Origin of the sequence: Hwangdonia seohaensis, assembly GCF_031932625.1 — a bacterium.
GTDB classification, from domain to species: domain Bacteria; phylum Bacteroidota; class Bacteroidia; order Flavobacteriales; family Flavobacteriaceae; genus Hwangdonia; species Hwangdonia seohaensis.
The window spans coordinates 374795-399837 of record NZ_JAVSCK010000004.1; the positions used below are offsets into that span (position 1 = coordinate 374795).

Here is a 25043-nt window from a genome sequence, read left to right on the forward strand (position 1 = left end):
TAATTACAGATTGGTTTTTAGTAAGTTTTTTACAAGGATTTTATTAGATACTTCCGGGAAGAGTTCTTCAATTATAAAGTTGAATGCTTCGTTGTGTTTTAAACCGTTTTTTAAATAAAAAGTGCCTTTTTCATTTTCGTTTAAAGAAAAATGAAGTCCAGCTAATCGGTATTCCAATTCGGCATTGTCGGGATAAAACTCCACCGCTTGTTCAAAATTAAATATGGCAGCTTCTGGCTCGCCCAATTTAATGAGCAAGTCGCCACGCGATAACCACGTGTTTAATTCGTAATTGCCTAACTCCAAGGTTTTTTTGAAACCGCGCTCGGCTTCTTCATATAAATTTAACCGCTGGTTAATTAATGAATATGCCTTCCAGTAATGTACATTTTCCGAATCAATGTTAATCGCTTTGTTTATATAGTACAAGGCTTTGTGGTAATCTTTCTTTTTAATATGAAATTTGGTGATGGCTATCCAACCTTTGTCCAATAACGGGTCTTCGTGTACCGTTTTGTAATAATATTGAACGGCTAAGTCGTCGTTTTTCAGTTTTTCGTGGCAATTTCCAATGCGCAGCAAAGCAAACGATGTGGGGTCGTCTAATTGAAGCGACATGTTGTAGTTTTCAATGGCGTCTTCGTAGCGTTTTAGCTTTTCCAGTACCTTTCCGCGTTCTAAATACGCGCCCACAAAAGTATCGTCAGAAATAATGGCGAAATCGTAAGCAGCCAAAGCTTTTTTATATTTTTTTAGAACAACATATTGTTTGCCCAATTGATGCCATGCAACTTCGCAGTACGGATTTTTATCTAAAAACACGTTTAAGTACAAAATGGCATCTTCATTTTGGTTGAGGAATTCAAAGCAATAAATAACATTGTACAACGCTGAGTAATCATCTACATCTTGCTCTAAACATTTCATAAAATATGTTTTGGCGTTTTCAAACTGGTCTAAAAAAAGATACTCCATACCAATTAAAGCATACAAATCTATAACGTCATCAGTAAGTTTTAAGGCTTTTTTTAAAACATCAATGGCCTTTAAGTGCTCGTCTTTTTTAGATAAAATATTTGCTTTTTGAATGAATATTTCTTCATTCAGTGGGTCTAAACTATACAAATCGTTCAATAAGGCATCGGCCTCTGGCAGCTTGTCTTCAAACACATAAATTTCAACTTTAAAAAGTTTTAAACTAATGGACGTAGGGTGCTGGTCCAAACCTAATTTAATCGCCTTTTTTGCTAAAGCTATTTTGCCTTGGTTGAGATAGTGGTGAATGATGTTTTCAAATTCTTCTGAATCGAAGAACAAAACATGATTTGTTTTTAACATCGATTCAAACTTTGTAAGAGGCAAATTGTTGTTGTCGTTATGACTAAACTCCATAAGCACGTTGTAAGTTTCTTCGTTAATAAAATTAAGGTTCTATTCTAATTTATAAGACTTATGTCTTAAATGTTTTTAACAAAGTAATCAACAGTTGTGCCGCAAATGCAGATTTTCTCTTGTTTTGTTGTGGTTTTCAATGGGTTGAAAATTATTTAGAGGGTTGTAAAGTGTTTAAAATATCAATAATAATAGCACATCCTTTGATGATTTCCTCGTTTGAAATGGTTAATGGCGGCGTAATTCTTACTGCTTTGGGCTCAAAAAGCAACCAAAAAAGTATTAAACCGGCGTCTTGCGATTTAAGAATCAGGTCATTTGCCACGGCATCTGAAGGTGTAATAAGGGCAAGCATCAATCCTTTTCCACGGATGTCTTTAATTAATGGATGTACCAAAAGTTTTCTGAAAAGCTGTTCTTTTTCCAAAGCCTGTTCCATTAATGTGCTTTGGGTAACTTCCTGCAATGTTGCCAACGCCGAAGCTGCAATAACCGGATGGCCACCAAAGGTTGTAATATGACCTAATTTGGGGTTATCGGACAGCAAATCCATAAGCTTGCTTGAGGCCGTAAACGCACCAATGGGCATACCGCCTCCCAAGCCTTTGCCGGTAACTAAAATATCTGGAATGCAATTGTAATGCTGAAACCCGAAAAGCTTACCGGTTCTGCCTATTCCGGGTTGGATTTCGTCTAAAATGAGTAGGGCGCCAACCTCGTTACAACGGTGTCTTACTTTTTCCAAATAGTTGTTTTTGGGCTCGATAAAACCTGCGCCACCTTGAATGGTTTCTAAAATCACGCATGCTGTTTTAACTGTGATGTGTTTTAAATCTGCTGCCTTGTTAAACTCAATAAATTTAACATTTGGTAATAACGGGCGAAAAGCCTGCTTGCGTTCTTCAAAGCCCATCACACTCAGAGAGCCCATAGTGTTGCCATGGTACGCTTTGTTAGCGGCAATTATTTCGCTTCGTCCTGTGGCGCGTTTTGCTAATTTTAATGCACCTTCAATAGCTTCGGTACCAGAATTGGTTAAATAGGTTTTTTCTAAAGAAGCGGGAAGGTGTTTTGCTAAAAGCTTCGTGAGCTCAACCGCTGGTTTTTGTATGTACTCACCATAAACCATAACATGCATATACTTATCCAATTGCGATTTTATGGCGTTAACCACTTTGGAGTGATTGTGCCCTAAAGTGCTCGCCGAAACGCCAGCAACAAAATCGAGATAGGCTTTGTTGTTGGTATCGTAAATATACGAGCCGTTAGCATGGGAAATTTCCATGGCTAAGGGGTGCGGCGAAGTTTGCGCTTGGTATTTAAAGAAATCTAACCTCATTGTTTATTCCTGGTTATCTAATACGCTTTTTGGGTAAACCTTCTCCTTTTCACCTTTTTTCTTTACGTTTTTTGGTAAATTCCTCGACGCTTTGGAGTTTTCTTTTGAATTGGCGGCGCTGTCCGCTTTTTTGATACGTTCCAATAAATCTTCATCTACAAAATCCTCTTGTGGCACATAATCTTCCAATCCTTTTATAACGGGCAAAACCAATGGCGGATCATCTTTAAATAAATCTTCAACGCTACGCGGACGCTCGTCGTCGCGCCAATCGAAGCCTTTTAAAAGTTTTTCGTTTTTCGGGTATTTGGATTCTGGATAAATATCACCATCTATTTGGTTGATTTTCCTCACTTCTTCAATTTCTCTATCAGTTATAAAAATAATAATGCTACCGGATTTCGATTTGTCAATCCCCACCAGCTCATTTTCATCATTTCTAAAATAGTAAATGGATTGAGCGTTTCTCAAAACATCGACTTGGTACAGCTCATTGTCCTCATCAAACAATCCAATCAGTTTTTTGCCGTTTATTTGATTATAGCCTGCATCTAAGGTGTCTTTGCTTATAATGAACGCATTGTCGAACACAATAAGCGAGTCCAGTTTTTCGGTTTTCGGATTCGATTTTAAGTGAATGGTATCCCCGGTCATTTGGTTTTCAATATTCCAAAGAATGGGTTTTCGTTTTACCGAAAAGGCATCATTGCTATCAAATTTCGAGATGTTTATAAGCTGTGTTAAGCCAGTTTCTTGGTTGGAGTGAATAGAATCTGCCTTGGCACTCATATCACTTTTAAAAAGACGCGCATTTCTAAAGGCCCTAGTGATTCTTTTTTCGGGTTTGCCCGTAACCATAAGCGTATCGGCGTGTATGTAAATCGAGTCTTTTTGTTGTACTGTAATCGCCAAGGCCCGTTTTGTAATAAACATGGAGTCTTTTTCCTTGAAAACCTCGGCATAATGCCCTCTTACAATGCTTTTGTTTAAGGTGTCGGTTACCGTAATATTGTTGGTTGCCGATGCAAAACTGGTATTGTTGTCAAAGTATAAACTGTCGCCTTCAACAGTTCTGTTTTCGTAATCTATTTTTGCTTTTTTAAGGGCATACCCTATTTTAGTTTCGGTGTCGTAAAAACCTTTTTCGCAATAGGTGACACTTTCGGGCGTGGTTATGGTTGAAGGCCCAAATAAATAGGCGTGTTTGGTTTCGTCATAAAAATCGAAATAGTTGGAATTAACCACGGTGCTATCGCTTTTTAAGACCACATCTTCAACAAACTGATATTTTTTAGTATCCATGTAGTAACGCCCAATTTTACTGGTAATGGTGCCAGAGGAATCGATTTGTACATGACCGCCATTTCTGTAAAAAGCCTGTTGTTTTAATCGGTCAAAATATAGGGTGTCTGATGAAATTTTAGAATCCGGGTTTTCCAAAACCACATCGCCACTGGCAAAGGCCAACTGTGAAATACCGCTGTATTCTACGTATTTAGACGTCATATTAATCGTGTCGCCTTGTTTAATAATAACGTTTCCGTAGGCTTCAACAAAATCTTCGTTGCCATAATGAATGGCTTGATCGCACCACATGTTTATACCGCCGTGTATAATATGTACTTGCTGCGAATCGTCTCGCGTTAAAATTTTAGCACCAGGATATTTTTCTTCGTCAAAAGTTAAAAATCCAGTATATTCTATTTTGATTTTTTTTTGAGCATGACAAAACTGTGATTGCCCAAAGCCAACAAAAAGTAGGATATATAAAAGATGTGATGGTTTCAAAGTAACATTTGTTTGTAGCAAAAATAACGATAATAATAAAGTTAAATTATCTGTTATGTTTTTTTTATGATTTTGGTATGAAACAAAAAACGCTTCAATCCCAATAGTTATCGGGAGAAGCGTTTTTAAATTTGTGTTTTGTTTTTTATGAAACAAATTGCTTCCTGAAAATAGTCTGTTTTCTATCAGGGCCAACGGAGACAATGGTAATAGGGATTTCAAGTTCCTTTTCTAAAAATTCTATGTATTCGTTTAAAGCTTTTGGTAACTGTGAAGCTTCAGACATTTCAGTTAGATCTTCACTCCATCCGTTTAATTCTGTATATATAGGTTCTACATTTTCAGGTTCGATATTATAAGGGAAGTGATGAATAATATCGCCTTTGTATTTATATGCCGTACACACTTTTAAGGTTTTAAAACCGGAAAGTACATCGCCTTTCATCATCATTAATTGGGTTACTCCATTAACTTGACAAGCATATTTTAAAGCTATTAGGTCGAGCCAACCGCAGCGTCTTGCGCGTCCGGTTGTTGCACCGAATTCGTTGCCCACTTTGGCCATGGTTTCTCCGTCTTTATCGAACAATTCGGTAGGGAACGGGCCAGAACCCACACGGGTTGTATAGGCTTTAAAAATACCGAAAACCTCACCGATTTGATTTGGCGAAACGCCTAAGCCGGTACAAGCTCCTGCGGCCGTAGTATTGCTGGATGTTACAAACGGATAGGTGCCAAAGTCGATATCCAACAACGAGCCTTGGGCACCTTCGGCTAAAATGGTTTGTCCGGATTTTTGTGCTTGGTAAATATATTCTTCGGAATCGATAAATTTTAATGATTTTAAAACTTCGATGGCTTCAAAAAATTCTTTTTCCAATTCCGCTAAATCGTATTGAACGTCTACATTGTAAAAAGCAATCATCGATTCGTGCTTATTGGCTAAAGCTCTGTAACGTGTTTTCCAATCGCTCAACTCCAAATCGCCCACACGAATGCCGTTTCTGCCGGTTTTGTCCATATAGGTTGGGCCAATACCTTTAAGGGTCGAGCCTATTTTAGCTTTCCCTTTTGAGGCTTCGCTGGCAGCATCCAACAACCGATGTGTTGGTAAAATAATATGTGCTTTACGGGAAATTAGAAGCGATTTTCTGTAATCAACGTTTTGTTCTTCTAATTTATCCAGTTCTTTTTTAAAGATAACAGGATCGATAACCACGCCGTTTCCGACTAAATTAGTGGCATCGTCATGGAAAATCCCCGACGGAATGGTGTGTAATACATGTTTTCTTCCGTTAAATACCAAAGTGTGTCCTGCATTTGGACCACCTTGAAAACGTGCAATAATGTTGTAGTTGGAAGTTAGAACGTCAACAATTTTTCCTTTGCCTTCGTCTCCCCATTGTAACCCTAGTAGTAAATCTACTGCCATTTTGATGTTATATTTGTTGTTTATTTATCCTGATTTTGATCAGGTTTTTTTCTGTTTCCGTAAAAATAGAGTGAGTGGTTGTTTATTTCGATATCGAAAACTTCTTCGATGGTTTTTTTTATGGTTTGAATACGCGGGTCACAAAACTCAATAACTTCGCCCGTATCGGTTAAAATAACATGATCGTGCTGTCTGTCAAAATACGATTTTTCGTAGTGTGCTTGATTGTGCCCAAACTGATGTTTTCTAACCAAACCACAGTCTAAAAGCAATTCTATGGTGTTGTAAAGTGTGGCACGAGACACCCGGTATTTTTTGTTTTTCATGCTGAGGTACAACGACTCAATATCGAAGTGCTCGTTGCTGTTGTAAATTTCTTGCAGAATAGCGTATCTTTCGGGCGTTTTTCTGTGTCCGTTATTCTCTAAAAAGCTTGTAAAGACGCTTTTAACTATTTCCTGATTTTTGGTATCTGCTTTTGCATTCATAATTTCATCGCAAATTTACACTTTTTTTATACTCTAGTAACCTTATCTATGCCATTAATTTTTTTAAGTTTTTCCAATAGCTTTTTTATGATGGTATTGTTTTTTACAACCACATTGATTTTACCTGAAAACAGCCCGTCGTTACTCTCAAAACTAATGCTTTTCATGTCTACGTGCATGTTTTCCGAAACAATGCTGGTAATATCGTTTACCAAACCAATATGGTCAATTCCGGTAAGCGTAATTTTAACTAAAAATTCTTGCTGTGAAGAATCTATCCATTTGGCTTGCATGATTCGGTAAGCGTAATTAGACTGTAAACTTACGGCATTCGGACAGTTTTTTTTATGCACTTTAATGCCTTCATTAACGGTTAAGAATCCAAACACATCATCACCGGGAATAGGGTTGCAGCAGTTTGATAATTTATAATCCAATTTTTCTTCTTCTTTACCAAAAACAAGCGAATCGTATTTTGCGGTAACCTCGTCTTTCTCTAAATCCTCTTTTTTTACCGTTTGCTTTCTCGTTATTTTATTTTTGATAAAGCTCATTAAAGCATTGCTTCTTGACGACGCATATTCTTTGAGCATGGTATTATCGATGGTGCCAAGACCCACCCTGTAAAACAAATCGAGACTGGTTTTAAGTTTAAAATAGTTCACCAATTCGTTTACCGAAGCTTCATTAAGCGTAATTTTCAACTGCTTTAATTTCCTTCTGAGAATTTCTTTTCCTTCCTCTCCAATACGTTTTTTATCTTCTTTTAAAGCCGATTTAATCTTGCTTCTGGCTCGGGCCGTAGTTGCATAATCCAACCAGTTGGCATTGGGTTTTGCCGATTCCGATGTTAAAATATCAACCTGATCGCCACTCTGTAATTCGTGACTTAAAGGCACTAGTTTCCCGTTTACTTTGGCACCACGTGTTTTCATGCCCACCTCAGTATGTATGCTAAAAGCAAAATCTAAAGAGGTTGCTCCTTTGGGCAATGATTTTAATTCTCCCGTGGGAGTAAATACAAATATTTCTTTTGAATACAGGTTAAGTTTGAATTGCTCAACAAAATCCACCGCATTGGTGTCTGGGTTTTCCAAGGCCTCTTGAAGCCTGTTTATCCAAGTTTCTAAACTGTCTTCTTTTTCGCTATTCTGTTTGTATTTATAATGTGCGGCATAGCCTTTTTCGGCAATTTCGTTCATACGCTCACTACGTATTTGCACTTCAACCCAACGTCCTTTTGGCCCCATTACGGTTATGTGCAACGCTTCGTAGCCTGTAGATTTTGGTGAAGAAATCCAATCGCGGAGGCGAATCGGGTTTGGTCTAAAATGGTCGGTAACGATGGAGTAGATTTTCCAAGCTAGAAATTTCTCGTTGGCTTCGTCGCTTTTGTAAATAATCCTAACGGCAAACTTATCGTAAACTTCATCAAACGAAACACCTTGAACCTGCATCTTTCTCCGAATGGAAAAAATGGATTTTGGTCGACCTTTTATGGTGTAATCCATTAATTCCTTGTCTAAAGAATTTTTTATAACCTCGCTAAAAGCTGCAATATATTTGTCTTGCTCTTCCTTGCTTTCCTTTATTTTATTTAAAATATCGTTGTAAACTTCGGGTTCGGTATACTTTAAACCCAAATCTTCAAGTTCGGTTTTAATATTATACAAACCAATTCGGTGCGCCAAAGGCGCGTAAATGTATAGGGTTTCCGATGCTATTTTGACTTGCTTGTCGTCGCGCATCGAATCCATGGTTTGCATATTGTGGAGTCTGTCGGCAATTTTTATGATGATAACACGCACGTCGTCATTTAAGGTAAGCAGCATTTTTCGAAAATTCTCTGCTTGCATCGACACATCCATATCTTTTTTAAGCGATGAAATTTTGGTGAGCCCGTTAACAATTTTGGCAACGGTTTCCCCAAACATGCCTTCAATATCCGATATGGAATAATCTTCGCTGTCTTCAACAACATCGTGCAATAAAGCCGCGGCAATAGAGGTGGCATCCAATCCAATTTCCTGTGCCACGATTTTGGCAACCGCCAAGGGGTGGAAAATGTAAGCTTCACCAGATTTTCTGCGCTGATCTTTGTGGGCATCAATAGCCACGTCAAAAGCACTGCGAATTAGTTTTTTATCATCAGCTGAAAGTGTTCTGTAACTAACCTTTAGTAGTTCTTTATAGGCTTTGGCAATGGCAATATTTTCTTTTTCAAGTGCTTCCTCTGTCATAAATTAAAAGTAACATAAAGAAAATTAACAGCCAACAAGATTTTAGTTTTTTGTGTTTAAAATTTTGAGGCTTACGAATTTAAAAAGGCTACAAGTAATTTTATGGCTTTTCCGCGATGGCCGATGCTGTTTTTTAGGTTCAAATCCATTTCGGCAAAAGTTTGGTTGTAACCATGGGGTTTAAAAACAGGGTCGTAGCCAAAACCTTTTTCGCCCTGTTTGGCAGTTGTTATTTCGCCTTTGCAAATCCCTGTGAACGTGTGTTGTTTTCCGTTTAATTGTAAAGCGACTACGGTCTTAAAATGGGCGCTTCTGTTTTCTTTATCACGTAATTCGGCAAGTAGCTTGTTGGTATTATCATCCGCATTTCGTTGCTCGCCGGCATAACGTGCCGAATAAACTCCCGGGGCGCCATGTAAAGCATCAACCTCTAAACCTGTATCGTCGGCAAAACAATCGTAGCCATAATGTTGTTTTACGTATGCTGCTTTTTGGATGGCGTTGGCTTCAATCGTGTTTTGGGTTTCGGGAACATCTTCAAAACAGCCAATATCCTTTAGGCTTAAAAGCTTAATGTGCGCCGGTATTAAAGCTTGTACTTCTTTAAGTTTATTAAGGTTGTTGGTGGCGAAAACGAGTTGCATAAATAGATTGTTTATTACCCAAAGGTATAAGAATATTAAATAATTAGAAAGAATAAAGTAACTTAGGTTTTTTTAAACATTTAAGACCGCATAACAATGAGATGGATTCGATTATTGGCCGCTTTAATTAGAGCAAAATTTAAAGAAAAAGTGCAGGCGACGGATACGGTACGGCTGTCCGTTAATGTTTGGATAACCGATATTGATGTATCGATAATGAATCATGCTGCCATTATGACCCTTTTTGAAATAGGAAGATTGGATTTTATGGTACGCACCAATTTTTTTAAAGTAGCTAATAAAAACAAATGGTATTTCCCAACGCAAGCCATTAGTGTTCAGTATTACAGACCGCTTAAAATGTTTCAAAAAGCGCAGTTGTTTACTAGAATATCTTATGTGGATGAAAAATGGATTTATGTGGAACAAAAATTAATGCGGAAGGATAAAGTAATTGCCGCATGTTTGGTTAAAAACACGATTAAAAAGGGCAGGGAAACGGTATCTACCTTTGAAATCATGGAAGCGTTGAATATTACGGAAGTGCCAAATAAAAAGTATGATTTAATTGAAACCCATGAATTGGAAACAACCCAAATGAACACGCGTTTAATTGAAGATTGGGGCGTGTAAATAATCATCAAAAAGCGTTTTATCAGCATATTGCTTATCTTTAAAACCTAACCAAAACCAGTATGACTTCATTCAACTCACCTCTCGAAGCCTTTATGCATTGGGAAAACGAAACGCCCAATCGTATTTTTTTAAAGCAGCCCATTGCCGGAAACCTTGTTACCTATACCTTTAAGGAAGCAAAAGATGAGGTTTGTAAAATCGCTTCAAAATTAAAATCGTACAATTTACCAGAGGGCAGTCATGTAGCTTTGCTCTCAAAAAATTGTGCCCATTGGTTGCTTTCGGATTTGGCAATTATGATGGCGGGCTACGTGTCCATTCCTATTTACCCAACCTTAAACGCCTCTGCGATTCAACAGATTTTAGAACACAGCGAATCCAAAGCCATTATTATTGGAAAGTTAGAAGATTTTGAATCTCAAAAATCTGGAATCCCAGATATTCACAAAATTAGCGTTGGCGCTTTTGGGGAAAATGAAGGCGATTTATGGGAAGATATAATTCAAAATCAAAAGCCTTTGGAAACATTGCCAACTATTGATGCCAGCCAAGTGCACACCATTATTTATACCTCCGGAACTACGGGAATACCAAAGGGCGTTATGCATACGGTGGGCAACATTATGGAAAGCATGCGGGTAATTAAATCGATAATTAAATTGTCTCCCACACCGCGATTGTTTTCGTATTTGCCTTTAGCGCACGTTGCCGAACGTGTTGGTATTGGTACGCACGGTATTGTAATTGGCGCTGAATTTTCGTTTCCGGAATCGTTGGAAACCTTTGCTTCGGATTTGGAGAAATGCCAACCGCATTTGTTTTTGGCGGTGCCCCGGATTTGGGCCAAGTTTCAGGAAAAAATCTTGGAAAATATTCCACAGAAAAAGTTAAATATATTAATAAATATACCTTTTGTAAATCGTTTGGTTAAAAATAAATTGAAGCAAAAATTAGGTTTGAAGGACGCTTCGTTTATTGTTTCGGGAGCGGCACCTTTATCGGCCAGTTTAATGCGTTGGTTTAAAAAGATCGACGTGACCATTTATCAGGTTTACGGGATGACCGAAGATTGTATTATTTCGCATGCTACAAGACCGGGTTTCAATAAAATAGGAACGGTTGGAAAGGCTTTAGAGCCCGTGCAAATTAAGTTTTCGCTCGAAGGTGAAATTTTAATAAAAAACAACTGCTTAATGACCGGGTATTTCAAAGCGCCAGACCTTACGGCTCGTGTTTTTGACGATGCCGGGTATTTTAAAACCGGTGACAAAGACGAGTACGACCACGACGGATATTTAACCATTACAGGTCGTGCAAAAGATGAATTTAAAACCGATAAAGGCAAGTATATTTCGCCATCGCATATAGAGTTGCTGTTGTCTAAAAACACCGATATTGAGCAAATTTGTGTGGTTGGCACGGGTATTCCGCAGCCTATTGCGCTAATAACCTTATCTGAACTTGGTATGGCAAAACAAAAATCCATTTTAACCAACGGATTGATTGAAACCCTAAACGCCGTAAACCCCAGTTTGGGAAAACATGAAAAAGTTGCAAAAGTGATTATTATGAAAGAAGATTGGACCGTTGATAATAATCTAATTACGCCCTCATTTAAGGTAAAGCGAAATAGTATTGAAAAAATACATCAGCCATTTTATAAATCTTGGTTTGAAATGCGTGATAAAGTAATTTTTGAATCGTGATGACTCATAAAGAACATATAAGGGTAGGCCACTTAACATTCGATTGTAGAATATCGGGCAATAAAGAGAATCAATTGGTAATTCTGCTTCATGGCTGGCCAGAGACCGCTTTTATGTGGGTAAATATTATGCACGACTTGGCTAAACTGGGGTTTTACTGTGTTGCTCCAAACTTGAGAGGTTATAGCAGTGGCGCTATATTAAAAGGAAAAAAGAACTATACCATCGATAAATTGAGTCAGGATGTTTTGGATATTGCCAAGGCCGTAGGAAAGCAGAAATTTCACCTCGTTGGGCATGATTGGGGAGCTGTAATTGGATGGAAGGTGGTACACGACCACTCTGAGTCTATTTTAAGCTGGACTGCCTTATCCGTGCCTCACATACAAGCGTTTGGATATGCCATTAAAAACGACCCGATTCAAAAAAAGAAAAGTCGGTACATAAGGCATTTTCAAACGCCGTTTTTGCCGGAAATGAAAATTAGGAAAAACGATTTCGAATTACTTAGGAAATTATGGAAGCACAGCAGTAAAGAAGAGGTTGAAGACTATTTATCAGTCTTCAGACGTAAGGGTGTGCTTACGGCCAGCTTGAACTATTACAGAGCCAATGCAAAGATGTTTACAGACGGCGTGATTGGTGACATCGATGTGCCCACATTATTTATTTGGGGCGAGCACGATGTGGCTATAGGCGCCGTAGGCGTAGAGCAAGGTCACCAATATATGAAAGGCTATTATAGGTTTGTAAAATTAGATGCGGGGCATTGGCTTATGCAAACAAAATATAACAGTGTTAAAGAAGACATATGTAGTCATCTTTTAAAATTCAAAGTATAGTTGTTTTAGTATTTAATTATGACAAATATCACCTTTAAAAACAGAAATCTTTATTAAATTTGAGAGAACAATAAAACCAAGTATTATGATAGTAAACTTTCAGTATGTAGATGTCGATATAAGCGAAACACTTTCAGCTTTCACAGAAGAAAAATTACAAAAAATATTTAGCAGATACGATTTTTTAATTAGTGCAAAAGTATACTTTAAGCTAGATGAAAAAGAACACGATTTAGGTAAAATTTGCAACATAGAATTAAGTTTACCGGGGCCGCGAATTTTTGCTACTTCCAACACACATAATTTTGAGGTATCGGTTAGGGAAACCATAAAGGATTTAGAACGCCAACTTAAAAAACGCAAAGAGGTTTATAAAACACATTGAATTTAAAACTAATTGAAGAGTTAATCAGGGTAAGTTTGTAAGTAAAAAATTATCATTTAAAACCGCTTTTCCGTAGACATTTAAAAGCTTTACATGTTTAATTTCGCCTGCGCCTAAAAATTTGTAACGAATACCAACTAGTTTGCCTAAGCTTTCATTGTAAGAGGCAGAAAAAACGTTTTGGTTATCTATAAAAAAATCTAATTTTTTATTTAGAACTTTAATCTTAATATCTCTAAACGTTGAAATATCAACACCGAAAGATGACAGGTTTTGCTTTTTACCATTAAAGTAAACATCATTTAGCATGACATTGATATCTGAAATGCAACCGGGAATTGTAATAGGAAGGACCATTGCTCCTTTGCTTCCTATTATGTAAATATGAGCTGTTTGGCAAACCGCCCATTTTTCGTTGTACGTGTTTTTTAATGTTGTTTCCAAAGTGAAATTATCACCAGATATGGCGCCTAAATCTTCAATAAAATGAAATGTAGAAATTAGTGGTGTTTCACTCGATTTTATTTCGGAAATCAAATCATTATTAAGAGATAAACCGTCATTAATAAAATCTTTAGATGCTATATATTTCGGAATGGGTTTATAATCAATAGAAGCACTCCAACCATCAGATTTTATAAACAAATCATGTTCATTAATAATATCGCCATCTATTACAAGTTTTGCCCTAAAATAGCCCGGGAAATAGTAAATCCCAGTGGCTTGACTTTGTTTGTTGTTTATTTTGATGGTTTTAGTTGCATCCCAATATTGTTGGATATAAATACTATCTGATTTTATAGCCGATAAATCGAAATCAAAAACCACCGAATTGGGCATGCTGTTGCTAATTGTTTTGCTTGAAAATTTAATTTTAGAAATAGCATCAGCAGTTAACTCGTTTTTATGGTCGCTAATGGTAGAAAATAATGTTATAAAAAGCAAAGCCAAAAGCGCTGCCAATGGAAAAATTATCGACATGTTTACTGCCGATTTCTTTTTAGTTTTTATTTTGATTGTTTTTAAAATCTCTCCAATTTTCAAAACCTATAAATTGAGATAATGCATTTAGCGTACTAATACTAGGCGAACTTTTGTAGGTTACTTTACCCCAAACACGTTTTAATGTGGTCGGACTTAATAATACTTTTGTTTGGTGTTGAATGGTTTCGCTCAATTCTATAAAAACCTCGCTATGCCAGTTTGAGGAATCTCCCCATCCTAGTTTTTCTTCAATCTGAAGAATACATTCAGCAATTAGCTCTAGTTCGTTTTGAGTTTTCATGGATTAATACAAAAATCGCTTTTTTTTTAATGCTGTACAATATTGAATGTATTTGAACCAATTTGTTTAAGTGTATACCACTATTAATGTTCAACTTTAGAGAAAATTTTTAATCATGAAGAAACTTATAATGCTATTTTCGTTTTTTGTTATTGCGAGCAGTTTTTCTCAAAATATAATTCCTTTAGATACCGTACATTGGAATATTAAAGCACAATCTTATGTTGTTGAAACATATAAAGGTAAAAAATCTATTTATGTTCAACGTGGATCAATTATACTTAAAGATGCTCAATTTATTAATGGCACGATAGAGTTTGATGTTTATCTTAAAGAAGAGCAAGCATTTCCTGGAGTTGGATTTAGAGTAGTTGGTGCAAATGCTGAACTATTCTTTTTGAGGTCTCACCTTTCTGGAAAAGCTGATGCGAATCAAGCCGCACCTAAAGTTAATGGCATTACACCGTTTCAACTTAATTTTGGTCCAAAATACTCATTTCCGTATAGTTATAAATATGACGATTGGACACATGTAAAAGTAGTTGTAAATAATAATAAAGCGCAAGTGTTTTTAGATTATGCAGATAAACCCAATTTGTCTTGGTATCTCACTCATACACCTGTTAAAGGAGGTATTGTTATAAGGGGCGGAAGGTTTTCTGGGATACATTTAGCAGATGTAAAAGTTGATAAAGAAGCTACAACATTAGTCGATTTTAATCCCATTGAAAGAGAGCCAATTGAAGGACTTATTCCTCAGTGGGAAATCTCAGATAAGTTTGAAGAAAAACTGTTAAGCAACCCAAATAACTTGAATGAGTTAATTAAAAACAGAAATTGGCAAGGTAAAGTTAAGGTAGAAGAAGGAACTGCGGCAAACATATCCAGAATCCAGTTGCTAAGAAATGGAAAGCCTGGAAATACGGTATTTGCAAAAATTGTTATTAACTCTAATAAAGATCAATTAAAATTCTTTGAGTTTGGTTACAGTGATCGCGTTGTTGCTATTTTAAATGGAAATCCAATTTATAGTGGCACAAATAAATGGCGTTCTAGAGATTATCGTTATTTAGGAACTGTTGGATTATTTGATGGCATTTACCTTAATTTAAAAAAAGGAAAGAATGAGTTGTTAATGGCAGTTTCAGAAGATTTTGGTGGTTGGTTGATTACTGGAAAATTCAAAAATGACGAAGGAATAAAAATTAGTTATTGATAAAACGAATTACCTATGATGGTAAGGCTCATTCCGTAAAATAGTAAAGCCTCTATAAAGTTGCTCAATAACAAATAAGCGAATCATTTGATGGGAAAATGTCATTTTCGATAAGGACACTTTCCCATTCGCTTTTTTATACACATCTTCAGAAAACCCGTAAGGTCCGCCAATAACAAAAACCAATTGTTTAATACCGGAATTCATGTGCTTTTGCAAATAATTTGAAAAACCAACCGAATCAAATTGTTTGCCGTTCTCATCCAATAAAATCAAGACATCGGTAGCCTTTAATTTGCCTAAAATAAGTTCGCCTTCCTTTAGTTTTTGTTGGGTTTCACTAAGGTTTTTCGAGTTTTTAATGTCGGGGATAATCTCTAGTTTAAACTTTACATAAAAGCCCAAACGCTTCGTGTATTCGTCAATTAAGGCATGTAGTTCTTTATGGTCGGTTTTGCCAATGGCAAGTAGTTTTATAGTCATGCGGCAAAATTACATTTTTTAGTTTGAAATGATAAAACCTAAGATTGAAGTTTCGTTTTTTAGAATTTGAAATTTAATTTTTGAAATTTTTGTTGTTCATTTTCTTATTTTAGCACAAACAATTCAAAAACATGATTACACAAGAACAATTTGACTACGAATTAAAACATATAATTTCTAATGCCATAAGGGAAGATGTTGGAGACGGAGACCATAGTTCTTTGGCGTGCATTCCAGAAAATGCCAAGGGAAAAGCAAAACTCTTGGTGAAAGATAAAGGTGTTATTGGCGGGGTTAATTTTGCAAAAAAAGTATTTGCATACGTCGATAAAAACCTAAAAATAGATGTGCGTATTGAAGACGGCTCCGAAGTGACTTTTGGCGATATTGTTATGTTTGTTGAAGGGTCTTCGCAATCCATTTTAAAAGCGGAACGCACCGTTTTAAACGCCATGCAGCGCATGAGTGCCATTGCCACCAAAACAAAAGTATTTGTAGATTTGTTAAAAGGCACCAACACTAAAATTCTCGATACCCGCAAAACCACACCCGGTATTCGGGTGCTCGAAAAATGGGCCGTTAAATTAGGCGGAGGAGAAAACCACAGATTCGCTTTGTACGACATGATTATGCTTAAAGACAACCATATCGATTTTGCCGGCGGCATTACTAAAGCCATTGAAATGACCAAGGAATACTTAAACGAAACGGGTAAAAACTTGGACATTATGGTGGAAGCGCGAAACTTGTTTGAGGTTGAAGAAATTCTGAAAAACGACGGTATTTACAGAATTCTGCTTGATAATTTTGATTATGAAGACACGCGAAAAGCCGTAAAAATAATTGGTAATAAATGCTTAACAGAATCTTCTGGAAACATTAACGAAGCTACGGTAAGGCATTATGCCGAATGTGGTGTAAATTATATTTCCTGCGGCGCGTTAACGCATTCGGTGCATAATATGGATTTAAGTTTGAAAGCTGTAAATTAGTGTTCAGTTTGTAATAAACAACAAAACACAAATACTTTGATGAATGAATCTATTGAAGACAAGCTAGATAAAATCCCTGTAATTAATGTACTGGTTCGTTTTTTTAAGCAAATTAAGTTGCCCGGGCTTGAAGGCTTGTCGTTTTACAATTTATTGGAACTGTATATTACAGGCATTGTAAGAGGCGCATTAACTACGCGCGCAAGTGCGATTGCATTTAGTTTTTTTACAGCTATTTTTCCGTTTTTGTTGTTCGTTTTAATTGTCATTCCTTATATTCCTATTGAAGGTTTTAGATTAGAGTTTTTAGCGTTTTTAGAATCGTTTTTACCACCAAACACCTCCGATTTTTTCTTTCATAATATTTTTGAAAATATTGATAAAACACAACGCGGAGGGTTGCTGTCATCCGTTTTTGTGCTGTCCATTGCTTTAATGGCGAATGGTGTAAACGCTGTGTTTTCGGGGTTCGAAAATTCGTACCACGAACAGCTCACACGAAATGTGTTCAGACAATATATATATGCTTTGGGCATTGCATTAATATTGGCTTTTTTATTAATTATTACCATTGTGGTTTTAGGGTATTTTCAAATTTATGTGGTTCAAGAATTGTTTGATACCTTAAAAGGCAGAGGTTATCAAGTTGATTCGCAAGCATTCTTGTGGACCAGTATTGTTAAGTATGTATTTTTTATAATCATGGTGTATTTGGCAACGGCCACCTTGTATTATTTTGGGACAAAAGAAGGGAAAGAGTCAAAATTTTTCTCCATTGGTGCCCTTTTCACGACGTTCCTCATTATACTAACGTCTTATTTGTTTGGTATTTATATCGAAAATTTTAGTCAGTACAACAAATTATATGGCTCTATTGGAGCGCTTTTAATTTTACTGCTTTATTTGTGGTTAAATTCAAATATTTTATTGCTGGGTTACGAATTAAATGCATCTTTGAATAAACTACGAAAACAATGTTAGTTTATGCAGTATTTTATTGATGTTATTATTCCCATTCCGTTAAAAAAGCTATTCACTTATAGCATCACACCTTCCGAATCTCAATTTTTAAGTGAAGGCATGCGTGTTGCGGTACCTTTCGGAAAATCGAAAATATACACGGGCATTGTTTTTAAAATCCATAACGAAGCACCAACGGCCTATGAGGCAAAAGACATCCATCAAATTTTAGACGAAACACCCATTGTAAACCAAAAGCAATTGCAACTGTGGCAATGGATTTCAAATTATTATATGTGCACCTTGGGCGATGTGATGCGCGCCGCTTTACCAAGTGCTTTTATTTTGGAAAGCGAAACCGTAATCACCAAAAACAAAAAAGCTATTGATGAATCTGATTTAAAAGATGATGAGTTTTTGGTTTACGAAGCACTGCACCATCAATCGTCGTTAAAAATCCATGATATTTCCAATATTTTAGATAAAAAGAATGTACTTCCCATAATTAAACGCTTAATTGAAAAGGAAGCGATTACGGTAGAAGAGGAGGTTTACGAGAAGTACAAACCTAAATTGGTGCGCTATGTGAAATTGCATGCGAACTTTTCTTCTGAAACCGCGCTGCAAAAATTATTGGACGATTTAAGTCGTGCGCCAAAACAGCGCGATGTTGTAATGACACTGTTTTCGGTTTCGGCAAAAACGAAAAAACCCGTAAAAGTTTCAGATTTATCACAAGAAAGCGAAGCCTCAACCGCTATAATAAAAACGTTGATTGATAAAGGTATTCTTGAAGAATATCATATTCAAACCGACAGAGTTCAATATTCCGGCGATGATAACGAAGCCACAAAAAATCTTAATACCTATCAAAAATCCGCTTTAAGCGAGATAAAAAAGTCTTTTGAAAATCATGCAGTCACGTTATTGCACGGTGTTACGTCGTCCGGAAAAACAGAGGTGTACGTAAAACTTATTGAAGAAGCGTTGAATAACGGAAAACAAGCGTTGTATTTGTTGCCCGAAATTGCTTTAACCACACAATTGGTAACGCGATTGCAAAATTATTTTGGTGAGCAGGTGGCTGTTTTTCATTCCAAGTATTCTTCGCAGGAGCGCGTTGAGGTTTGGAACCATGTTCTGCAAAATTCCGCGAAAGCGAAAATTGTATTGGGCGCACGCTCATCGGTATTTTTACCCTTTGATAATTTAGGGTTGATTGTGGTTGACGAAGAGCACGAACAGTCGTTTAAGCAATTTGATCCGGCACCGCGTTACCATGCGCGCGATACGGCCGTTGTTTTGGGGCACATGCACGGTGCCCAAGTACTATTGGGTTCTGCCACGCCCAGTTTGGAAAGTTATTTTAATGCCCAACAGGATAAGTATGGTTTTGTGGAATTGATGCAACGTTACAACGATGTGTTGATGCCCGATATTGAATTGGTGGATATTAAAGATAAGCTGAAAAAGAAAAGGATGAAAGGGCATTTTAGCGACCGGTTGCTTGAGGAAATGACCGAAACCTTGAAAGCGGGACACCAAATTATTTTGTTTCAAAACCGACGCGGATTTTCGCCCATTATAGAATGTAAAACCTGTGGGCACTCACCACAATGTCCGAATTGCGATGTGAGTTTAACGTACCATCAATACCGCAATCAGTTGCGTTGCCATTATTGTGGATACCATGCGGCAATGCTGCAGGATTGTATGGCCTGCGGCAGTCAAGATTTAGACAATAAAGGTTTTGGTACCGAGCAAATCGAAGAAGAGGTAAAACTGTTGTTTCCCGATAATAAAGTAGCCCGTATGGATTTAGATACCACGCGCGGCAAATACGGTTACGAAAAAATCATTACGGCTTTAGAGCAACAGGAAATCGATATTTTGGTAGGTACGCAAATGCTAACGAAAGGGTTGGATTTTAGAAATGTAAAATTGGTTGGGATAATGAATGCCGATAACATGCTGAACTTCCCGGATTTTAGGGCCCACGAACGCAGTTTTCAATTGATGCTGCAAGTGGCGGGTAGAGCCGGCAGGACGGAGGAGCGGGGTAAAGTACTGATTCAGACTTACAATCCGCATCACAATATTTTACAGCAAGTCTCTACAAATAATTATGTTGAGATGTTTAAGGAGCAAATGAACGACCGGTACAATTATAAATATCCGCCGGTTTTCAAGCAGATAAAAATCACCTTAAAACACAAAGATTACAATAGGGTAGATGCCGCTTCCATTTGGTTTGCAAAATCGTTAAGACAGGTATTTACCGAGCATGTTCTTGGGCCGGAATCGCCACCAATTGCCAGAATTAGAAACCAGTTTCATAAAAATATTTTGGTAAAAATCCCTAAGCAGCAAAGTTTGGCAAAAACAAAAGAAGCTATTATTAAAATTAATAACAGCTTCTTTAGTATAAAAGATTTTCGGTCGGTTAAAGTTATTTTAAATGTAGATAACTTTTAGTGAAATATAATTTTACGTCATTCTGAACTTGTTTCAGAATCTCATCATATTAATCATTAACAATTATGTGAAACTTAAAGCGACACTTCGACTGCGCTCAGTGTGACATTTCAGTTTGACCTAATGCATTAAATATTATTTAAAGCGTCAACAAGTTGCGTCTTTTTATTTCTACTTAATGGAATTTCGTAAGCGCCAACCTCCACGTTCTTACTGTTAAATCTATCAATTTTATCAAGATTAACAATATAGGATTTGTGAATTCTTAGAAATTTATTCTCTGGTAATTCTTTTTCAAAAGATTTCATAGTAGATAATACTACTAGGCTCGTTTCTTCTGTAACTAATTTCACATAATCACCAAGGGCTTCAATCCATTTAATATCCTTAATGTAAACTTTACGTTTTTTAAGGTTGCTTTTTACAAATATATGCTCACCTTCTTCTTCGTTAAAGTCCAAAGTCAATTTATGTTGCTCTAGGGCTTTGTCAACAGAGGTGTTAAAGCGTTCTCTGGTAATGGGTTTATGTAAGTAATCGGTGGCATCGTAATTAAATGCTTTAAAAGCATATTCGGTTTTCCCGGTTACAAAAATAATTTGAGGTTTGTTGTTTAATACGTCTAAAAGTTCAAATCCATTCAACACTGGCATTTCAATGTCGAGGAAAATTAAATCTACTTGATGCGTATTTAAACCATTTTTAGTTTCTAAAGCACTACTGTACTCTGCAATTAAGTTTAGCGAAGGGTGATTTTCGACTAACTTAACAATAGAGAGACGTTGTATTGCTGAATCGTCTACTACTACACAGTTTAAAGTCATAACATTTTATATTATTTCGGTTAAGATATCGACAATAGTACAAAAATTTCGGTTAAAAACCAAAAATCATCGTTAAAACGCTTGCTTTAACATAATTTTAACACTTTAAAAGTATTGATTTTTTTAATAAAAATTAGGAAGGATTATAGTTGTGTAATATAAGTAATTTATTTATTTTTGCACCCAATTTTTAACAATAAAAACGATTTTTATGAATCATTATGAAACTGTTTTCATCTTAAATCCCGTTTTATCTGAAGATCAGATAAAGGAAACAGTACAGAAATACGAAGATTTTCTTGTTTCTAACGGCGCTAAGATGATAGCTAAAGAAGATTGGGGGCTAAAAAAATTAGCTTACCCAATTCAAAACAAGAAAAGTGGCTTTTATCACTTATTTGAGTACACCGTAGATGGTGAGGTAATTAACCCATTGGAAGTAGAGTTTAGACGTGACGAGCGTTTTATGCGTTATTTAACCGTAGCGTTAGATAAACATGCCATTTCTTGGGCAGAGAGAAGACGAGATAAACTTAAACAAAAAGCTTAATTATGTCATCAATAGAACAACAATCTAAAGGAAAAAAAGACGGCGAAATCAGATATTTAACGCCGCTTAATATCGATACAAACAAGGCAAAGAAATATTGCATGTTTCAAAAGACCGGAATCAAGTATGTTGATTACAAAGACCCGGATTTTTTAATGCGATTTATAAACGAACAAGGTAAAATTTTACCACGTCGTTTAACAGGAACATCGTTAAAGTATCAAAGAAAAGTTGCCGTAGCTGTAAAAAGAGCGCGCCACTTGGCTTTAATGCCTTACGTAGGAGATTTATTAAAATAAAATACACATAACAATGGAACTTATATTAAAACAAGACGTTGAGAATTTAGGATTTAAAGACGATATTGTAACAGTTAAGAACGGTTATGGTAGAAATTTTTTAATTCCACAAAAGCAAGCTGTTTTAGCAACGGTTTCTGCTAAAAAAGTATTGGCGGAAAACTTAAAGCAACGTGCATTTAAAGAAAAGAAAATAGTTGACGATGCTAACAAAATTGCAGAAGCAATAAAAGTATTGGAAATTAAAATACCTGCTAAAGTAGGTTCTGGCGATAAGTTATTCGGATCTGTGAATAACATTGATGTAGCTGCCGCTTTAGAAAAAGAAGGACAATCAATCGATAAAAAATTCATTACGGTTACAACTGTAAAGAGATTGGGTAAATATACTGCTGTAGTACGTTTGCACAGAGAAGTATCTGTTGATTTAGAGTTTGAGGTTATTGCACAAGCATAAACTTTAAAATAAAATTTATAAAGCCTCAACCTAGTTGGGGCTTTTTTATTTAGACCTGTCAGGTTTGGGACATATAAAATCAAGAGGAGATTATGAAATATAGCAGACTTACAAAAGAACAATTTGAAGAATTGCACCAAGAATTCATTAATTTTTTGGCAACACAATCGGTTACGGCAGATGAGTGGGCTAATTTAAAGGAAAACAAGCCGGAACTCGCTGAAATGGAACTGGATGTTTTTAGCGATTTAATTTGGGAAGGCGCTTTAAACAAAGCCCAGTATTTAGAGCACATTTCGGCACAGCACATGTATTTGTTTCATTTAGCTGAAGATAAAATGCATGCCATTGTGATTAACTTAAAAAACGATGTCGATATAACAACCAAGGAAGGCTACAATTGGTTGCGCGAAAATTTAATGGATGAAAATGTTGAGTTTTTGCAAGCCGATAAAGAGTATACCGATGATAAAAATTTAGATAAGTTTAAAATGATCGAACAAGGCGCCGTTATTACCAAAGGCGATTTGTACAGGTATTTTGATAAGCTTATAAATTAACCGTCATTACGAGGACGAAGGACGTGGTAATCTGTCATTTTGATGAGGTAAGAGGTAACAATCTGTATGTTGTTTTGTCCACTTTTTCAAATTCAGCTTCAATTTATGGGATTACCACGCTTTTTTTATAAAAAAGCTCATAATAACGATTGCATTAATTATTTTTGTTTAGACAATGCTTTAATCGTTGTTTTGTCATTCCGCACTTGATGCGGAATCAACATAAAAAGTGTTTAGTAATTTTAAAGAGATACCCGTTTTCACGGGCATATTATGGCTCAAAAACCAAGCATTCCAAAAGGCACAAGGGATTTTAATCCGGAGCAAGTTGCCAAACGAAACTATATTTTTAATACCATACGCGGTGCTTTTGAAACCTACGGATTTCAACCCATTGAAACCCCAAGTTTTGAAAACTCTGAAACCTTAATGGGGAAATATGGTGAAGAAGGGGACCGCTTGATTTTTAAGATTTTAGATAGTGGTGAGTATTTTGATAAAGTTAAAGATGATGTAGTTGAATTATCAAATTATAAAGAAGCTCTAGAAATATTATTTCAAACTATTGGTGAAATAGTAGTTAAACATAATGATTTAAAAGATTCATATTATAAAGATTATGAATCTCTGTTTACTAAGATAAAAAGTAATATTAAGGAAAAAAGGTTATATAACAATGATATAGTTGATTCAGTAGAAGATTTTGATTCAATTATAAAAATGTTTATTGAAGTAAATGTTTTAGCTCAATATAAGTTAATTCCGAATTTAAGGCATAAGGAAATTTCAACTTTATTAAATAAAATTTATAACAAAAGAATAAATAAACGATTAACGAATCAAATATCAAGCAAAGCCCTTCGCTACGACCTCACCGTCCCATTCGCACGTTACGTCGTACAACACCAAAACGAGATAGAATTCCCATTTAAGCGCTATCAAATCCAACCGGTTTGGCGCGCAGACAGACCACAAAAAGGACGCTTTAGAGAGTTTTACCAATGCGATGCCGATGTGGTTGGCAGTAAAAGTTTGTGGCAAGAAGTGGAGTTTATTCAACTTTACGACACCGTTTTTTCGGCTTTAAAACTGGAAGGTGTGACTATTAAAATAAATAACAGAAAAATACTGTCGGGCATCGCCGAAGTTATCGGCGCAAGCGATAAACTAATCGATTTTACTGTGGCACTCGATAAACTGGATAAAATAGGCGAAGCGAAGGTAAAAGAAGAAATGCTTTCCAAAGGGATTTCAGAAGATGGGATTTCTAAATTACAGCCTTTGTTTAATTTGTCGGGAACTTTTGAATCGCAAATAACCGGTTTAAAGGGTATTTTAAACACTTCCGAAGCAGGCCAAAAAGGGATTGAAGAATTGGCGTTTATCAACAATGCGATTTCAGAATTAGGTTTATCGACAGCAAGCTTGCAACTCGACGTTACTTTAGCACGCGGATTGAATTATTACACAGGTGCTATTTTTGAAGTTTCAGCTCCCGAAAACGTAAAAATGGGTTCCATTGGCGGTGGCGGACGTTACGACGATTTAACGGGCATTTTCGGAATGAAAGATGTTAGTGGCGTTGGTATTAGTTTTGGTTTGGATAGAATTTATTTGGTGCTCGAAGAACTCGGTTTATTCCCCGAAACGGTTACTAAAAATGTTGCCGTATTGTTCATTAACTTTGGTGAAAAAGAAGCGCTATTCAGCTTAAAAGCCATTAAACAACTGCGCTTGCAAGGTATTAATGCCGAATTGTATCCCGATGCTGCTAAAATGAAAAAGCAAATGAACCATGCTAATAAACGTGCCATTCCGTTTGTGGTTTTGGTAGGTGAGGAGGAAATAAGTTCGAATACGTATACCTTAAAAGACATGGTTTCTGGTGAGCAATTTAAGCTATCACTTCAACAATTAATTGACCATATTAAATAAAAGAGTTTGTCTGAAAAGTATATCTAGTTGTCATATTGAGCTTGTCGAAATATATGAACTTATTAATAATCAATAAGAGGTTTCGACAAGCTCAACCTGACAAAAAAACAAAATG

Annotated in this window: 24 protein-coding genes; 13 read left to right on the top strand and 11 right to left on the bottom strand. The window is 36.2% G+C overall.

The genetic code is table 11. The features are described 5' to 3' along the window. Window positions 1-3: 3 nt before the first annotated feature. The 7 genes from RNZ47_RS14585 to RNZ47_RS14615 form a co-directional block, all read right to left on the bottom strand. A complete protein-coding gene (locus RNZ47_RS14585; RefSeq protein ID WP_311941810.1) occupies window positions 4-1392 on the bottom strand; it encodes a tetratricopeptide repeat protein in 1389 nt (462 codons plus the stop codon). Window positions 1393-1543: 151 nt separating this feature from the next. Continuing rightward, a complete protein-coding gene (locus RNZ47_RS14590) occupies window positions 1544-2731 on the bottom strand; it encodes an aspartate aminotransferase family protein (protein WP_311941813.1) in 1188 nt (395 codons plus the stop codon). Between the two features lie 3 nt (window positions 2732-2734). Then, window positions 2735-4519: an OstA-like protein gene (locus tag RNZ47_RS14595; RefSeq protein WP_311941816.1), complete on the bottom strand. Its 1785-nt coding sequence runs from the start codon at window positions 4517-4519 to the stop codon at window positions 2735-2737. 145 nt (window positions 4520-4664) lie between these two features. Continuing rightward, window positions 4665-5951, bottom strand: coding sequence for an adenylosuccinate synthase (locus RNZ47_RS14600; protein ID WP_311941819.1), 1287 nt, complete (start codon window positions 5949-5951; stop codon window positions 4665-4667). A 20-nt stretch (window positions 5952-5971) separates the two neighbouring features. Further along, entirely contained in the window at window positions 5972-6439 is a 468-nt protein-coding gene (locus RNZ47_RS14605; RefSeq protein ID WP_311941822.1) for a Fur family transcriptional regulator, read from the bottom strand. Between the two features lie 26 nt (window positions 6440-6465). Then, complete coding sequence (locus RNZ47_RS14610; RefSeq protein WP_311941825.1) at window positions 6466-8679, bottom strand: RelA/SpoT family protein; 2214 nt, start codon at window positions 8677-8679, stop codon at window positions 6466-6468. Between the two features lie 71 nt (window positions 8680-8750). Further along, entirely contained in the window at window positions 8751-9323 is a 573-nt protein-coding gene (locus RNZ47_RS14615; protein ID WP_311941828.1) for a non-canonical purine NTP diphosphatase, read from the bottom strand. Between the two features lie 96 nt (window positions 9324-9419). Between RNZ47_RS14615 and RNZ47_RS14620 the strand changes: the two genes are divergently transcribed. The 4 genes from RNZ47_RS14620 (at window position 9420) to hpf (ending at window position 12892) form a co-directional block, all read left to right on the top strand. After that, window positions 9420-9956 (top strand): acyl-CoA thioesterase, encoded by a 537-nt coding sequence (locus RNZ47_RS14620; protein ID WP_311941832.1) that lies wholly within the window; start codon window positions 9420-9422, stop codon window positions 9954-9956. A gap of 62 nt (window positions 9957-10018) precedes the next feature. Beyond that, complete coding sequence (locus RNZ47_RS14625; RefSeq protein WP_311941837.1) at window positions 10019-11665, top strand: AMP-binding protein; 1647 nt, start codon at window positions 10019-10021, stop codon at window positions 11663-11665. Then, the gene (locus tag RNZ47_RS14630) at window positions 11665-12507 is read left to right on the top strand and encodes an alpha/beta fold hydrolase (RefSeq protein WP_311941840.1); all 843 of its coding nucleotides are present in this window, start codon (window positions 11665-11667) and stop codon (window positions 12505-12507) included. The genes RNZ47_RS14625 and RNZ47_RS14630 overlap by 1 nt, the downstream gene beginning before the upstream one ends. Before the next feature lie 85 nt (window positions 12508-12592). Then, on the top strand, window positions 12593-12892 hold the full coding sequence (hpf, locus tag RNZ47_RS14635) for a ribosome hibernation-promoting factor, HPF/YfiA family (RefSeq protein ID WP_311941843.1): 300 nt from the start codon (window positions 12593-12595) through the stop codon (window positions 12890-12892). A 24-nt stretch (window positions 12893-12916) separates the two neighbouring features. On the opposite strand, the gene RNZ47_RS14640 is transcribed toward hpf, so the two are convergent. Continuing rightward, window positions 12917-13873: a hypothetical protein gene (locus tag RNZ47_RS14640; protein WP_311941846.1), complete on the bottom strand. Its 957-nt coding sequence runs from the start codon at window positions 13871-13873 to the stop codon at window positions 12917-12919. A 19-nt stretch (window positions 13874-13892) separates the two neighbouring features. After that, the gene (locus RNZ47_RS14645) at window positions 13893-14177 is read right to left on the bottom strand and encodes a hypothetical protein (protein WP_311941849.1); all 285 of its coding nucleotides are present in this window, start codon (window positions 14175-14177) and stop codon (window positions 13893-13895) included. A 115-nt stretch (window positions 14178-14292) separates the two neighbouring features. Here RNZ47_RS14645 and RNZ47_RS14650 point away from each other — a divergent pair, with 115 nt between their 5' ends. Then, a complete protein-coding gene (locus RNZ47_RS14650; RefSeq protein ID WP_311941853.1) occupies window positions 14293-15393 on the top strand; it encodes a hypothetical protein in 1101 nt (366 codons plus the stop codon). Window positions 15394-15402: 9 nt separating this feature from the next. On the opposite strand, the gene rlmH is transcribed toward RNZ47_RS14650, so the two are convergent. Further along, a complete protein-coding gene (gene rlmH, locus RNZ47_RS14655; RefSeq protein WP_311941856.1) occupies window positions 15403-15876 on the bottom strand; it encodes a 23S rRNA (pseudouridine(1915)-N(3))-methyltransferase RlmH in 474 nt (157 codons plus the stop codon). Window positions 15877-16007: 131 nt separating this feature from the next. Between rlmH and nadC the strand changes: the two genes are divergently transcribed. The 3 genes from nadC to priA are packed head-to-tail and all read left to right on the top strand — an operon-like array spanning window position 16008 to window position 20303. Next, entirely contained in the window at window positions 16008-16868 is an 861-nt protein-coding gene (nadC, locus tag RNZ47_RS14660; protein ID WP_311941860.1) for a carboxylating nicotinate-nucleotide diphosphorylase, read from the top strand. A gap of 39 nt (window positions 16869-16907) precedes the next feature. Further along, complete coding sequence (locus RNZ47_RS14665; RefSeq protein ID WP_311941864.1) at window positions 16908-17849, top strand: YihY/virulence factor BrkB family protein; 942 nt, start codon at window positions 16908-16910, stop codon at window positions 17847-17849. Window positions 17850-17852: 3 nt separating this feature from the next. Then, window positions 17853-20303, top strand: a complete 2451-nt coding sequence (priA, locus tag RNZ47_RS14670; protein WP_311941869.1) for a replication restart helicase PriA — start codon at window positions 17853-17855, stop codon at window positions 20301-20303. Between the two features lie 128 nt (window positions 20304-20431). On the opposite strand, the gene RNZ47_RS14675 is transcribed toward priA, so the two are convergent. Next, window positions 20432-21127 (bottom strand): LytR/AlgR family response regulator transcription factor, encoded by a 696-nt coding sequence (locus RNZ47_RS14675; RefSeq protein ID WP_034040566.1) that lies wholly within the window; start codon window positions 21125-21127, stop codon window positions 20432-20434. Window positions 21128-21338: 211 nt separating this feature from the next. Here RNZ47_RS14675 and rpsF point away from each other — a divergent pair, with 211 nt between their 5' ends. The 5 genes from rpsF to hisS all read left to right on the top strand — a co-directional run bounded on the left by rpsF (window position 21339) and on the right by hisS (window position 24928). After that, on the top strand, window positions 21339-21677 hold the full coding sequence (gene rpsF / locus RNZ47_RS14680; protein ID WP_311941876.1) for a 30S ribosomal protein S6: 339 nt from the start codon (window positions 21339-21341) through the stop codon (window positions 21675-21677). Then, a complete protein-coding gene (rpsR, locus tag RNZ47_RS14685; RefSeq protein ID WP_181364065.1) occupies window positions 21677-21976 on the top strand; it encodes a 30S ribosomal protein S18 in 300 nt (99 codons plus the stop codon). Before rpsF ends, rpsR begins: the two co-directional genes overlap by 1 nt. A gap of 13 nt (window positions 21977-21989) precedes the next feature. Beyond that, window positions 21990-22433: a 50S ribosomal protein L9 gene (rplI, locus tag RNZ47_RS14690; protein ID WP_311941880.1), complete on the top strand. Its 444-nt coding sequence runs from the start codon at window positions 21990-21992 to the stop codon at window positions 22431-22433. Between the two features lie 92 nt (window positions 22434-22525). Then, on the top strand, window positions 22526-22993 hold the full coding sequence (locus RNZ47_RS14695) for a DUF6495 family protein (protein WP_311941883.1): 468 nt from the start codon (window positions 22526-22528) through the stop codon (window positions 22991-22993). A gap of 273 nt (window positions 22994-23266) precedes the next feature. Beyond that, on the top strand, window positions 23267-24928 hold the full coding sequence (gene hisS, locus RNZ47_RS14700) for a histidine--tRNA ligase (protein ID WP_311941886.1): 1662 nt from the start codon (window positions 23267-23269) through the stop codon (window positions 24926-24928). The last annotated feature ends 115 nt before the right edge of the window (window positions 24929-25043 follow it).